This window comes from Streptococcus marmotae (genome assembly GCF_001623565.1).
GTDB lineage: Bacteria > Bacillota > Bacilli > Lactobacillales > Streptococcaceae > Streptococcus > Streptococcus marmotae.
The window spans coordinates 601,526-614,701 of the sequence record NZ_CP015196.1; the positions used below are offsets into that span (position 1 = coordinate 601,526).

At 42.6% G+C, this 13,176-nt stretch carries 13 protein-coding genes; 5 read left to right on the forward strand and 8 right to left on the reverse strand.

The features are described from left to right. Window positions 1-331 precede the first annotated feature (331 nt). The 3 genes from A4H00_RS03060 to A4H00_RS03070 all read right to left on the reverse strand — a co-directional run bounded on the left by A4H00_RS03060 (window position 332) and on the right by A4H00_RS03070 (window position 2,813). The gene (locus A4H00_RS03060) at window positions 332-826 is read right to left on the reverse strand and encodes a beta-class carbonic anhydrase (protein WP_067087142.1); all 495 of its coding nucleotides are present in this window, start codon (window positions 824-826) and stop codon (window positions 332-334) included. 179 nt (window positions 827-1,005) lie between these two features. Then, on the reverse strand, window positions 1,006-2,367 hold the full coding sequence (gene radA, locus A4H00_RS03065; RefSeq protein ID WP_067087144.1) for a DNA repair protein RadA: 1,362 nt from the start codon (window positions 2,365-2,367) through the stop codon (window positions 1,006-1,008). Between the two features lie 2 nt (window positions 2,368-2,369). Continuing rightward, window positions 2,370-2,813 (reverse strand): dUTP diphosphatase, encoded by a 444-nt coding sequence (locus tag A4H00_RS03070; protein WP_067087147.1) that lies wholly within the window; start codon window positions 2,811-2,813, stop codon window positions 2,370-2,372. A 134-nt stretch (window positions 2,814-2,947) separates the two neighbouring features. On the opposite strand from A4H00_RS03070, the gene A4H00_RS03075 reads away from it, so the two are divergent. After that, window positions 2,948-3,226: a hypothetical protein gene (locus tag A4H00_RS03075; RefSeq protein WP_067087148.1), complete on the forward strand. Its 279-nt coding sequence runs from the start codon at window positions 2,948-2,950 to the stop codon at window positions 3,224-3,226. Between the two features lie 124 nt (window positions 3,227-3,350). On the opposite strand, the gene A4H00_RS03080 is transcribed toward A4H00_RS03075, so the two are convergent. Further along, window positions 3,351-5,114, reverse strand: a complete 1,764-nt coding sequence (locus A4H00_RS03080; RefSeq protein WP_067087152.1) for an ABC transporter ATP-binding protein — start codon at window positions 5,112-5,114, stop codon at window positions 3,351-3,353. Next, window positions 5,115-6,824 carry an ABC transporter ATP-binding protein gene (locus tag A4H00_RS03085; protein ID WP_067087155.1) on the reverse strand — a complete coding sequence of 570 codons (1,710 nt, stop codon included), beginning with the start codon at window positions 6,822-6,824 and terminating at the stop codon, window positions 5,115-5,117. Between the two features lie 154 nt (window positions 6,825-6,978). On the opposite strand from A4H00_RS03085, the gene A4H00_RS03090 reads away from it, so the two are divergent. The 4 genes from A4H00_RS03090 (at window position 6,979) to A4H00_RS03105 (ending at window position 10,653) form a co-directional block, all read left to right on the forward strand. Next, on the forward strand, window positions 6,979-7,995 hold the full coding sequence (locus A4H00_RS03090; protein ID WP_067087158.1) for an NAD(P)H-dependent glycerol-3-phosphate dehydrogenase: 1,017 nt from the start codon (window positions 6,979-6,981) through the stop codon (window positions 7,993-7,995). A gap of 11 nt (window positions 7,996-8,006) precedes the next feature. Beyond that, entirely contained in the window at window positions 8,007-8,906 is a 900-nt protein-coding gene (gene galU / locus A4H00_RS03095; protein WP_067087161.1) for a UTP--glucose-1-phosphate uridylyltransferase GalU, read from the forward strand. A 302-nt stretch (window positions 8,907-9,208) separates the two neighbouring features. Further along, window positions 9,209-10,174: an ABC transporter transmembrane domain-containing protein gene (locus tag A4H00_RS03100; protein WP_067087164.1), complete on the forward strand. Its 966-nt coding sequence runs from the start codon at window positions 9,209-9,211 to the stop codon at window positions 10,172-10,174. A 14-nt stretch (window positions 10,175-10,188) separates the two neighbouring features. After that, a complete protein-coding gene (locus A4H00_RS03105; protein WP_067087166.1) occupies window positions 10,189-10,653 on the forward strand; it encodes an ATP-binding cassette domain-containing protein in 465 nt (154 codons plus the stop codon). A gap of 117 nt (window positions 10,654-10,770) precedes the next feature. On the opposite strand, the gene A4H00_RS03110 is transcribed toward A4H00_RS03105, so the two are convergent. The 3 genes from A4H00_RS03110 to A4H00_RS03120 form a co-directional block, all read right to left on the reverse strand. Then, window positions 10,771-11,448 carry a rhomboid family intramembrane serine protease gene (locus A4H00_RS03110; protein WP_082815580.1) on the reverse strand — a complete coding sequence of 226 codons (678 nt, stop codon included), beginning with the start codon at window positions 11,446-11,448 and terminating at the stop codon, window positions 10,771-10,773. Further along, window positions 11,432-11,971: a 5-formyltetrahydrofolate cyclo-ligase gene (locus A4H00_RS03115; protein ID WP_067087169.1), complete on the reverse strand. Its 540-nt coding sequence runs from the start codon at window positions 11,969-11,971 to the stop codon at window positions 11,432-11,434. The genes A4H00_RS03110 and A4H00_RS03115 overlap by 17 nt, the downstream gene beginning before the upstream one ends. 74 nt (window positions 11,972-12,045) lie before the next feature. Then, entirely contained in the window at window positions 12,046-13,176 is a 1,131-nt protein-coding gene (locus A4H00_RS03120; RefSeq protein WP_067087172.1) for an N-acetyldiaminopimelate deacetylase, read from the reverse strand.

Here is a 13,176-nt window from a genome sequence, read left to right on the forward strand (position 1 = left end):
TACGCGCATCACACCCTCATGACAATATGGTGGATTGAGAAAGGAATAGGACAAGGCAAGGAGCTGCAGATAGAACTGCGTTAATTGAGGATTACTCCATAATCCCTATTTCCAACCTTCAACAGTCCACTGGACTATTCTTAACGATGTCCTAATCTTTAGAACCCGTATTCATAAGCGAAGTCATTCTAAGCGGGAGCTTATTTTACGATAATCAAGGCACTTTTTTGAAGGAATACTGACTGTATTTCGAAAAAAGCCAACGATGAGCAGCTAAAAATAAGCCTTGAATAAAGTTGCTGAGCTGTGAATACAGGTTCTATTCAATTTACTAGACAACTTCTGTCATACGCCCCGTATCAACATCATAAACTGCACCAGAGATGATAATATCCTCTGGAATCAAAGGAGATTGCCGCAACAAGTTCATATCCTCACGAACACTCTCTTCTACATCACTAAAGGGCAAAAAGTCCTGATGAGACACATCTACACCTAGGATTTCCTGCAAGTCCGCTTGAAAACTCTCGTTGGTGAAGGTTTGTGCACCGCAATCCGTATGATGTAGCACCACAATTTCCCGAGTACCTAGTTGTTGTTGGGAAATGACCAGCGAGCGAATCATGTCATCTGTCACACGACCTCCAGCATTCCGCAAAATATGGGCATCTCCAAGTGCCAATCCCAAGGCTTGTGCCACGTGGAGCCGCGAATCCATACAGGTCACAATCGCTACCCTGGTCTTTGGCTTCAAGGGCAAATGGTGTGTCCCATGCAAATCCACATAGGCTTGATTGGCTTTCATAAACTGTTGAAAATAAGACATAAACATTCCTTTCCTAACTCATTTTTCATACTAGACTATCATTTTACCTTGCATTTGTCAGCCACAGGGCTTCGTAAGGCAGATTTTTACTGTTACTTCCGAATAGGTAAGAAAAGCAAAAAGCTAGCCATTTCATGTGAAAGACTAGCATTCTCTTTCCATACAGTTTTAGTAATCGTTTAACCAAACACTTTCTTCAGCACTTCGCCGATTGTCGTCACTCCAACAATCTCAATTCCTGCTGGAATTTCAAGACCAACAAGAGAATTTTGGGGAGCATAAATTTTAGTAAAACCTAACTTGGCTGCTTCATTGATTCGTTGTTCAATACGGTTGACACGGCGGATTTCCCCTGTTAAGCCAATTTCACCGATAAAACATTCTTGGGGATTGGTTGGCTTATCCTTGTAACTAGAAGCAATCGCAACCGCAACCGCCAAATCAATTGCCGGCTCATCTAGCTTGACACCCCCAGCTGACTTGAGATAGGCATCTTGGTTTTGGAGCAATAAACCAGCCCGTTTTTCCAAGACCGCCATGATGAGACTAGCCCGATTAAAATCAAGCCCTGTTGTCGTCCGCTTGGCATTACCGAACATGGTTGGTGTCACCAAGGCTTGTACTTCTGCTAAAATAGGGCGTGTGCCTTCCATCGTAACGACAATGGCTGATCCGGTCGCACCATCCAAGCGCTCTTCTAAAAAGACTTGACTGGGATTAAGTACCTCGACTAATCCTGCTGATTGCATCTCAAATATCCCAATTTCGTTGGTAGAGCCAAAACGATTTTTAACGGCACGCAAGATACGGAAGGTATGCTGCCGCTCTCCCTCAAAATAGAGCACGGTGTCCACCATGTGCTCTAGCATCCGAGGACCTGCAAGCGTACCTTCCTTAGTCACATGCCCTACAATAAAGGTCGCAATGTTATTGGTTTTCGCAATCTGCATCAGCTCCGCCGTCACTTCTCGCACTTGACTGACCGACCCTTGCACACTTGAAATCTCTGGACTCATAATGGTCTGGATAGAGTCAATAATCAGAAAATCAGGCTGAATCTTCTCAATCTCTGTCCGAATACTTTGCATATTGGTCTCAGCGTAGAGATAAAATTCATTATCAATATCACCGAGCCGTTCACTCCGCAATTTGATTTGCTCAGCAGACTCCTCACCACTCACATACAGAACGGTTCCTCGACTAGCTAATTGAGTCGAAACTTGCAAGAGCAAGGTTGATTTGCCAATCCCTGGATCCCCACCAATCAAGACGAGACTCCCTGGCACCACGCCACCACCTAAAACACGGTTGAATTCTGCCATATCTGTCTCAGTTCGAGCAACATCGATTGACGTTACTTGATTGAGTTTAACGGGCTTGGTCTTTTCACCCGTTAAAGAAACACGGGCATTTTTGACCTCAGCGACCTCAATTTCCTCTACAAAAGACGACCATGCCCCACAGTTGGGACAACGCCCCAAATATTTGGGAGAATGGTAGTCACAATTCTGACAGACAAAGGTTGCTTTTTTCTTTGCCATACTTAGTTCCCCGTTGAGCCGAAACCACCTGTACGTGTCCCAGTTGCTTCGTCACCATCTGCCAATAAAAAGGGCGCAAATACAGCTTGGACAATCCGCTCTCCAACTTCAAGTACGACTGGTTTGTTCGTAATATTTTGCATTTGGGCAAAAATATGACCTTCATTGCCTGGATTTCCATAGTAATCACCGTCAATCACACCAACCGAGTTAATCAAGACCAAGCCTTTCTTACGAGGATTGGACGAACGGTCATAGAGATAAAGAACTTCTCCTTGTTGCATATAGGCTTTCACACCTGTCGGCACCAGCTTAATCTCACCAGGGGCAATCTCCACACGCTCTGCCACTTTCAAGTCATAGCCTGCTGCATGGGCTGTCTCCCGCTTTGGCAGTAAGTTTTCATCTGTAAATTGTGATACTAATTCAAAACCACGTTGTCTCATGTCTGTCTCCTCAGTCTAATTATCATTTACCATTATACTATATATTCGGAAAAAATGAGGAAAAAGGGATAGCAAGAAAAAATTATGGTATACTAAAACTAATAAGTATTCTCATTACAAAAAGGAGGCCTCCCATGAAAGCATTGATTCGTCCTGCTATTGCTAGTTGTAGCCTTATCTGGTTCTTTGACCTAGCCATGGTCATTACCTTTTATCAGGCACCAAGTTTCTACATCAATCACCACCAGTTACTCTATTCTATTTTTCTCATCTTGCAGCTCTACTGCATCATGTTGACTGTCTATGGAATTGTGAAAAAGTTGGTCACTCTTCCCCTAGTCTCCTTTGCAACCTTCATTTTCAATGCTCTCTCCATTTTCGGCTACATCCTCTTGGTGATGCTCGTGGGGTAAAGACAATTTAATGATTTAAAAACAGCACTGCCGGGGTGCTGTTTTGGTTTATCCTCTATAAAAATCAGATTCTGACTAAGCAGTGAACTAAGTGATACCGTCAAAAGTTGATTTTTGACGAGCATTATTCAAAGACAAATTGATTATGGTACAGTTCTGCGTAGAATCCGCCGAGTTTGAGGAGTTCGTGGTGATTGCCTTGCTCGATGACTTCTCCGTCTTTTAAGACGATAATCTGGTCTGCATTCAAAATGGTCTTTAAGCGGTGGGCAATCACAAAGCTCGTGCGACCTGCTGCAATAGCTTCCATAGCTGATTGAATCTTGGCTTCGGTCACGGTATCCACATTTGATGTGGCTTCATCTAGGATTAAAATTTGTGGATCCGTCAAAAGAGTGCGGGCAATAGAAATCAACTGCTTCTGTCCTGTTGAAAAGACATTGTGCTCATCATCTACATAGGTATCATAGCCCTCTGGCAGGCTCATAATAAACTCATGGATATGGGTTGCGCGTGCCGCGGTTTCTACCATCTCCTGTGATACATCATCTGCCCCAAAAGCAATATTGTCACGAATAGTTCCCGAAAAGAGGACCGATTCCTGCAAGACAATTCCAACATTTTGGCGGAGACTGTCTAAATCAAATTCTCGAATATCTCTTCCGTCAAAACGAATACTCCCCGCATCGACATCATAGAATCGGTTGAGCAGATTCATAATCGTCGTCTTACCAGAACCAGTTGGGCCAACAACGGCTGTCATCTGCCCCTTGGGTGCTACCATGCTAACCTGTTTTAAAACAGGCTTACCTGGTACATAACTAAACTCAATTTGGTCAATCTCAACCTTATCCTTCAATTCTGTAAAGGCTGGTGCTGCCTGCGGGCGCACCTCTTCTGTTTCATCAAACATTTCTTGAATCCGGTGCGCTCCAGTAAAGGCTAATTGCATTTCCGCCCAGCTGGATGCAACCTGCATCATTGGCTGGTAGTATTGCTGCGAATACTGGACAAAGGTTACTACTAAGCCCAGCGCTGCTGCTGTTGATAACTTGCTGTCAGACAAGGCAATGGTTGACCCCACAAAAATCACAATGGCTGTGTTGACAAGACTAAGACCATTCATAACAGGAAAGAGCAATCCTGAAAAAATACGCCCTTTGAAGGTTGCTTGTCGGACCTTGGCATTTCGCTCCATAAATCCTTCAATGACTTCTTCCTGTAAACCTTGCACAATAATCGCCTTCTGCCCTGAGATATGCTCATCCATATAAGCATTTAATTGACCAACTTCCTTTTGTTGCAAATCTGTGTATTTCCGTGACATACGGATAATGAAGACCAGAAAGGCAAAGGCAATTGGACTCGTTGCCACGACTACCAGCGCCATTTTCGGATGTTGAACAAACATCATGATGACAATACCAATATATAAAATAGACTGGGTTACAACATTGGTCAAAGACATATTAAAAGCATTTTGAATATTATCCAAGTCCGATGTAAAACGAGACAGAACATCGCCATCTTGATGTTGGTCAAAAAAGCGAACCGTTAAACGCTCGAGTTTCCCAAATAAGCCTTTTCGCATCTGATTGGTCGAGTAGGAAATGATTCTGGTAAACAAAAGGGCATAGGTCACAGCACTAGCTGCCATGAGAAACACAGCTACAAGCAAACTCCGCAAAGTGACAAAAAAGACGGAAGAATCTACAGCCTGTCTTGCGGCCATTTTCTGAGCTAGCTCTGTCAACTCCGTCACCGCTTTTCCCATGTAAACAGGGGCGATCACTTGCATACCTGTCGAAAGAAGAATAGCTAGGAAGATAATGGCAAAAGATAGTTTGAATTGCTTAAAATAGGTCCAAAAAAATCGTGCTGTTTTCATCTACTCTTCCTCCTTTCCTTTCTGGGTTTCAAAAATTTCCCGATAAACGCTATTGGTTGCAACTAATTCCTTATGGGTACCTTGACCAATCAAGCGTCCTTCATCTAAAACCAAAATTGTATCTGCCTTCACAACAGACGAAATCTTTTGTGCAATGATAATCGTTGTTGTCCCCTTCAAGTCCTTGTTCAGGGCTTCTTGAACAAGTTTTTCAGACTTGGCATCAAGGGCTGAGGTAGAATCATCTAAAATGAGAATTTTCGGATTCGCAACTAAGCCACGAGCAATCGACATCCGTTGTTTCTGACCACCTGAGAAGTTATTGCCTCGCTCTTCAACTCCACTCTGATAACGATCTGGCATCCGGTGGATAAACTCCATCGCCTGCGCAATCCGTGCGGCCCGCTCCAACTCCGCATCATCGGCATTTTGCTTGCCTTGTCGGATATTTGAAGCAATGGTACCTGAAAAGAGAATGGCTTTTTGTAGAATAATCGAAACGGTTTGGCGCAAGGTTGTTTGGCTAACTGTTTTTATGTCTACCCCACCAATTTCAATTCGTCCTTCTTGAGGATCAAATAAACGCGGAATGAGTTGGGCAAGGGTTGATTTTCCTGCACCTGTTGCTCCAACTACACCAACCATTTGACCAGCTTCAATCTCAAAACTAATATCTTTCAAGGTCGGCTGTTCATCTGTCGGATAAGTAAAGGTCACATGATCAAATCGGATACTTCCTGTCAATGCTTGATCTGGCACATCTTGATAAGCTAAAGCAGGAGCTGTTTCTAAGACTTCCTTGATCCGACGAATGGAAATCATGGCACGGCTAGCATTACTTCCCATAAACCCAACCATAATAATGGCAAACATAATTTGAATCAAATAGGTATTGAAAGAAGCGAGCTTATTGATAGCCTCTGGATTGTGTCCCAACATGCCATAAACAGAATAAATAGCCGCATAAATAGCCAGATAAGAAATGAGAATAAAGACTGGTTCTAAAAAAGAAAAACCACGTCCGATAAAGAGATTTAAGGCAAACAAATCGTCCGATACTGCCTCAAACTTTTCTGCCTGATTTTTCTCTTGGACAAAGGATTTGACCACTCGCACCCCACGCAGATTTTCTTTTGCAATGGCATTAATCTTATCCACCAATTGCTGAAAGCGCCCAAAACGTGGTCCCATAACGCCCATAATGACTGTCATCGTTGCCCCAATAAGAACAATCATGAGCAGAACAATCCACCATAAAGACGGCATGGTCATCACGGCAAAGAAAACACCTCCTGCAAACATCAAGGGAAGACGCAGCAAGACTTGAAAGGTCATCATGAGCAAATTTTGCACTTGAGAAACGTCGTTGGTCATCCGCACAACTAAATTCCCTGCATTAAAGGCCTCAATATTAGCATAAGAAAAGGTCTGGATTTTCTTGAATAACTGCTCTCTTAAATCAGCCGATACAGACTGGGCAATATAAGCCGCAAGCACTGTATTGATAGCTCCTGCAAGTAATCCCATACCTGCAACCCCAAGCAACCAGCCACCTAGCTGGTAAATTCCTGCTTGGTCATTTTCTGCTACAGCAGCTAAGACATTTTGTAAAAATCGTGGCTGCAATAAACTGCTCATCACATAAAAGAAAACCATACAAACAGATGCCAGAGCATGCCATTTGTATTTCATAATCGCTCGAATCAGCATAAAACCTCCTTTGAATACATAATACTTTCTATCCTATCATATTCAACACCAATTTTCAATTACTTTTTCAAACCTCTAAAGAGAATGCTCTATGCAAATTTTTCTTAAATATGATAGAATAAAGATACGATTACTCCCACAGAGAGGAAGCAAAATGAACAAACAAAAAATCGCCGTTCTCGGCCCAGGATCATGGGGAACAGCCCTGTCGCAGGTCCTTAACGACAATGGCCACGAAGTCCGCATTTGGGGAAATATCCCTGAACAAATCGATGAAATCAATCAACACCATACCAATACACGTTATTTTAAGGATGCCGTCCTAGATTCTGCTATCACAGCCTATAAAGAATTACGTGAGGCTTTAGACGGTGTGGATGCTGTACTCTTGGTCGTACCCACTAAGGTCATGCGTTTAGTTGCAAAACAAGTCGCTGAAACACTAGATCACAAGGTGGTTATCATGCATGCTTCCAAAGGTCTCGAGCCAGAAAGCCACAAACGTTTATCAACAGTTTTAGAAGAAGAAATTCCTGCAGAGCTACGGAGCGAAGTAGTTGTCGTATCTGGTCCAAGTCATGCAGAAGAAACGATTATTCGCGATTTAACGCTTATTTCAGCCGCTTCCAAAGACTTAGAAGTCGCTCGGTATGTCCAAACACTCTTTAGCAACCACTACTTCCGCCTCTATACCAACAATGATGTCATCGGGGTGGAGACAGCTGGTGCATTGAAAAATATCATTGCAGTCGGAGCAGGCGCCCTTCACGGGCTTGGATACGGGGACAATGCCAAGGCAGCTATTATTGCGCGTGGCTTGACGGAAATTACCCGACTAGGAGTTGAAATGGGGGCCAATCCTCTTACATACAGTGGCCTGTCTGGCGTTGGAGATTTGATTGTAACAGGAACATCTGTCCACTCACGAAACTGGCGTGCTGGAGACCAACTAGGACGTGGTGAAAAGTTAGAAGATATTGAACGCAATATGGGCATGGTCATCGAAGGGATTTCTACCACCAAGGTAGCCTATGAACTCGCACAAGAATTGGGAGTTTACATGCCCATTACTCAGGCGATTTATAGTGTCATCTACCAAGGAGCTAGTATCGAAGAAGCCATTAAACAAATCATGTCGAGCGAATTCCGTCAGGAAAATGAATGGTCATAAAGGAGAAGAGCATGACAAAAAAAGTTAGAAAAGCTGTTATTCCAGCAGCTGGTTTGGGAACTCGCTTCCTACCTGCTACTAAAGCCTTGGCAAAAGAAATGTTGCCAATTGTGGACAAACCCACGATTCAGTTTATTGTAGAAGAAGCCCTCGCATCAGGCATTGAAGATATTCTAGTCGTTACTGGAAAATCAAAACGCTCTATCGAAGACCACTTTGATTCTAATTTTGAATTAGAGTACAATCTGAAAGAAAAAAATAAAAATGATCTCTTAAAACTAGTGGATGAAACAACCGGCATTCGTCTGCATTTCATTCGTCAAAGCCACCCTCGTGGGCTAGGAGATGCCGTTTTACAGGCTAAGGCATTTGTTGGAAACGAACCATTCGTTGTCATGTTAGGTGATGACCTAATGGATATTACAAACAAAAAAGCCATTCCACTGACCAAACAATTGATGGACGATTACGAGAAAACCCATGCTTCGACTATTGCGGTCATGCCTGTTCCTCATGAAGAAGTCTCTGCTTATGGTGTCATTGCACCGCAAGGGGAAGGAATCAACGGTCTTTACAGCGTGGACACCTTTGTGGAAAAACCAGCTCCTGACGAAGCTCCGTCTGATTTAGCCATTATCGGGCGCTACCTCCTGACTCCAGAAATTTTTGCTATTTTAGAAAACCAAGCTCCTGGTGCCGGAAACGAAATTCAACTGACAGATGCCATTGATACACTCAATAAGACTCAACGTGTCTTTGCTCGTGAATTTAAGGGAGACCGCTATGATGTTGGCGACAAATTTGGCTTCATGAAAACATCCATTGACTACGCCCTACAGCATCCGCAGGTTAAAGACGACCTCAAGCAATACCTGATTGAATTAGGCAAAAAACTAGACGATACCAAATAGAAAAAAGACTCTATCATTTCTGTCGGAGACAAAACTACTACAGAGATGATGGAGCCTTTTCCTTTGTCTAAGAAGCGCCACAAGTAAGAATCTCCTTATCGGAATGACGCTAATACTCTATCAAAATCCTACTACAAGCTGATTCATAATACCCCATCTAGAAAATACCTGCCTAACGATAGCAGGAACCAATTCGATCGAAAATTAGAATATACAGACTTTTTTAAATTTTGAAAATCTTATTGCATTTGTCTGGTTATCGTTGTATACTATATATGTATATATTAGTAAGGAGGCATTCTATGAAAAAATTATTGTCATATAATCATCGTTCTTTTTTAGTCACCTTTTTTATCATCAGCTTGATTCGAACGGCGGTTGTCTTGGCCTTGCCCTACGTTAGTGGTGAATTCATCGACACGATCAAGCTCAGAGACTGGCATATTTTTCTAAAATTTGCCTTGTTAATTGTCTTTCTGAACATACTTTGTCAAATTATTGATTATGTTTATGACCGGCTTGCAGGTCGATTAGATAGCCATCTTTGGCAAACAGTGACCCAGAAAACGCAGGAAAATCTTGCAGCATACGATATGAAAAAAGAAGATCTCTCAACAAGCACCATCATGCAACAGCTGGGGCAAAATTTTGAGATTGTTTCTCCCTTCTTTTATGATTATCCCATCAGCATCGTTCTTTATGGAGTACGAGCAATTGTGATTCTAGCTATTTTGTCTACCATGTCTTGGCAGTTAGCTTTGATGGTCGGCTTATTCATTCCTGTTTTTATTCTTTTTTCGGAACGCTATGCGGAAAAATTATCAACATACAATCAGAATGTGGTCGATGATATGCAGGCGCAAAGAGACTATCTTTCAGATAGTAGTCAACTAGCTAAAATGACACGATTTTTAGGCGCTTCGCCATTGATTGATTTTAAAAAGATGGGACAACAGTACGCTCATCATAAAGCTGCTCAAGTAAAAATCACTGCATTTTTTGAAAATTTTCTCTCATATTCTTTCTTAAATTTAATGATTATGCTGGCCAGTATCATCTCAGCTTATCAAGTTTTCGTTGGACAAATGACAATTGGTCAATACTTTGCGGTTCAGCTTTATGTTTCTCAATTTTGGACACCCGTAGAATATTTTCTCAATATTTATCAATCCTATATTTCTAGCGCTTCCATTATCAACAGTTTTGTCGATTTTTTGAATCCATCGCTAAAAAATATGTCGATGTCCCTATTGATAGTATCACATTAGACCAGTATGTTGGTTTGGACAAAAATCAGACACCTTTGCATGAACCTCTCCACCAAAAACTAGAAACAGGGAAGACTTATCTGATTCGAGGGAAAAATGGAGCAGGAAAAACACGGCTAGTTGAGGCCATTTTAGGTTTTCATGGAGCTTATCAAGGCAAGATTGAGTATCACCATTTTGGCGAAAATATAAATTTTGCTTATTGTCCAGCCAAACCTCTTGCCTCGCCATTCTTTGAGGACTCGATTAGCCAAGGCGCTTCAATGGGACAGTTGAAATTGCATCAGCTTGATAGTATCTTTCGCGTGGAAAAATCTGTCTACATTTTTGATGAGCCGACTAATTTTTTAGATGATGAGCACAAACAACTCGTCAAAGAAAAATTAAGAGCGTTAAGCGAAAAGAGCCGGAGTATGGTTATTCTTATTAGCCACGATAGTGAGCTATGGAATCTAGCAGACCAAGTTATTGAATTGTAAACTATTTTAGATAAGTATTTTTTAATCCTAATTCTCTGAAGATAAGCAACAAAAAAACACGAACGCACTCTAACAGCCAATTATCTGTAGAAGTGTTCGTGTTTTTCTATTCTCATTTTATAGGCCAAGGCTAATGGCAACTAAGCCAATTACTAAAAGAAGATAAACTCCCACGGCCATTTTTCTTTGCTGATGTGTAAAGAGATAAGGCTCACTGGTAGTCGGTAAGAAAACGGTGGCAATAGCGCCACCCACAGCACCACCAACATGACCAGCTAAGCTGATTTCAGGATTGAATAAGCCTAATGCAAGATTAAGGAGCAACAGAGCGATATAGCGTTGTCCTAAGAGTTGTAAGTATGGGTTCCGACTGTGGTAACGCAAGACAACCATCGCTCCAAACAGGCCAAATAAGGAAGTGGAGGCTCCCGCCGCTACCGCACTGGGGGTTAAAAATAAAATAAATGCATTCCCCATCACTCCTGCTAGAAGATACAGTAGAAAAAAGCGTTTTGAGCCGAAAATAGCTTCCATTTGATAGCCAAAAACGTAAAGAGTCATACTATTGAAGAAAAAATGCTCCCAGCCAATATGAACAAAAATGGGTGAAATCAAGCGCCATAACTGGGTCGGATCCACCTTCACAATCAGCCCATACATCCCACCAAAATCATAAATGGTCTGCGCTGTCGTTGCTTGACCAAATCGTAGCACCTGCATAGCCACAAACACCACCGCCGTCAGCAATAATAGGCCATTGGTCACAGGATAGCGTGTATTAATCATTTGTCTCATAATATAAAACCTTTCTCACCGCTTGGTCAAACTCTTCTTCTCTAAACTCATACCGTTGAACATCATGCGGGGTACTCACTGTCATTCCTTGGAATTGTGCTAAATAGCGATCGTAAAATCCACCACCGTAACCAATCCGATAGCCAGCTTGATTCCAAGCAAGTCCTGGAACGTGTATCAAATCAATCTCTGACGGTTCAAGACTCACCTCTGAACGCGGCTCCCAAACGCCAAAAGAACTGAGAACCAAGTCATTCTCATCATAAGGAACAAAGACCATTCGCCCCTTACTATAAGTTTTTGGAACCACAATCTTCTTTCCATCCAGCTGTGCTTGACGAATCAAAAATGAGGTATCCATTTCATGTGGCATGGATAAAAAAGTTGCAATCGTATCGGCTTCTTGATAAACAGATAGGCTACAAATCGCTTGACAAGACCATTCACTCCACCTTTTGTTTTCCTCTTTGGACAGAGTTTTTAATCGAGCAAGGATTTCCTTGCGGATACCGATTTTTTCCATTTCTATCTTCCCTTCTCAACGATAAAAAACCAATCCAATAGGCAGCAAACCGACGGATTGGCTCTCTTGATGTCTTACTCTTCTACCTTATATCTCAAAAACGCGGCCAAGTGTTCAACCGCAAAAGGAATGGCTTCTTCCTTGGGACTTAAGCGTGGATTGTGCAGAGGGTACGGAGTATCTACTCCTAACCAAAACATCACACCAGGCACCTTGCTAAGTAGATAACCAAAATCCTCTCCTGTCATAGCAGGGGGGCAATCAATCACTTCAATTTCAGGAATTGCCTCAAAATAAGTCATTAACTCACTAGCCAATCGTGGATTGTTTTCCACAGGCAAGTAACCACCTTGATTCAATTCAATCTCAACTTCAAGACCGAATGAAGCAGCAATCCCTTGTGCTACTTCTCGCACTCGTTTTTGGACCAATAGGCTCATTTCTTGAGTCAAAGAGCGAATTGTTCCATGCAAAAAGGCAGTTTCTGCAATGACATTATTGGTTGTTCCCGCATGCATGGAGCCAAAAGTGACAACCGCCCCCTCAATTGGATCGACATTGCGACTAACCACCGATTGAACCTGCGTGATGAAATAACTCGCAGCCACCAAGGCATCATTTGCCGTATGAGGAAAGGCCGCGTGGCCACCACGTCCAATAAAGCGAATCTTCACCTCACAAGTACCTGCAAAGAGAGTCGCACGATTGGTCGCAATTTGTCCTACTTTCAAATCCGGTCGCACATGCAAACCGTAAAACTCATCCGGTAACCACTCACCAAAAGCTCCCGCTTCATACATCAGCATTCCTCCTGCAAGATTTTCCTCCGCAGGTTGGAACAAAAAGAGCATATTCTGACGAGGCTGTTGGGCAATCATCTGCTCCAACACTCCCAGAGCAATCGTCATATGGACATCATGCCCACACGCATGCATACGACCATCATGGGTCGACGCAAAATCAAGCCCTGTCTCCTCAACAATTGGAAGACCATCAATATCTGTCCGCCAGCCAATCGTTTTTTCTCCAATTGTTCCTGTCAAATAAACGAGAATCCCAGTTTCCCACGTTCGAATCTGGGCAAAGGAACAGTCTTTTAAGAGAGTAGCAAGAGTCTCCATGAGAAAGGCATGGGTCTTGAACTCTTCCATTCCAATTTCAGGAATTTGGTGCAAAGCACGCCGAATCGCAATCAAATCAAGCAT

Bases quoted from the DNA above. Each gene is read 5' to 3' on its own strand.
- A4H00_RS03075 (WP_067087148.1), top strand. From the start codon at position 2,948: ATGAAAGCATTGATTCGTCCTGCTATTGCTAGTTGTAGCCTTATCTGG.
- A4H00_RS03060 (WP_067087142.1), bottom strand. From the start codon at position 826: ATGTCTTATTTTCAACAGTTTATGAAAGCCAATCAAGCCTATGTGGAT.
- radA (WP_067087144.1), bottom strand. From the start codon at position 2,367: ATGGCAAAGAAAAAAGCAACCTTTGTCTGTCAGAATTGTGACTACCAT.
- A4H00_RS03120 (WP_067087172.1), bottom strand. From the start codon at position 13,176: ATGCTTGATTTGATTGCGATTCGGCGTGCTTTGCACCAAATTCCTGAA.
- A4H00_RS03110 (WP_082815580.1), bottom strand. From the start codon at position 11,448: ATGAGACAAATGATTAATACACGCTATCCTGTGACCAATGGCCTATTA.
- A4H00_RS03115 (WP_067087169.1), bottom strand. From the start codon at position 11,971: ATGGAAAAAATCGGTATCCGCAAGGAAATCCTTGCTCGATTAAAAACT.
- A4H00_RS03090 (WP_067087158.1), top strand. From the start codon at position 6,979: ATGAACAAACAAAAAATCGCCGTTCTCGGCCCAGGATCATGGGGAACA.
- A4H00_RS03070 (WP_067087147.1), bottom strand. From the start codon at position 2,813: ATGAGACAACGTGGTTTTGAATTAGTATCACAATTTACAGATGAAAAC.
- galU (WP_067087161.1), top strand. From the start codon at position 8,007: ATGACAAAAAAAGTTAGAAAAGCTGTTATTCCAGCAGCTGGTTTGGGA.
- A4H00_RS03100 (WP_067087164.1), top strand. From the start codon at position 9,209: ATGAAAAAATTATTGTCATATAATCATCGTTCTTTTTTAGTCACCTTT.
- A4H00_RS03080 (WP_067087152.1), bottom strand. From the start codon at position 5,114: ATGAAAACAGCACGATTTTTTTGGACCTATTTTAAGCAATTCAAACTA.
- A4H00_RS03085 (WP_067087155.1), bottom strand. From the start codon at position 6,824: ATGCTGATTCGAGCGATTATGAAATACAAATGGCATGCTCTGGCATCT.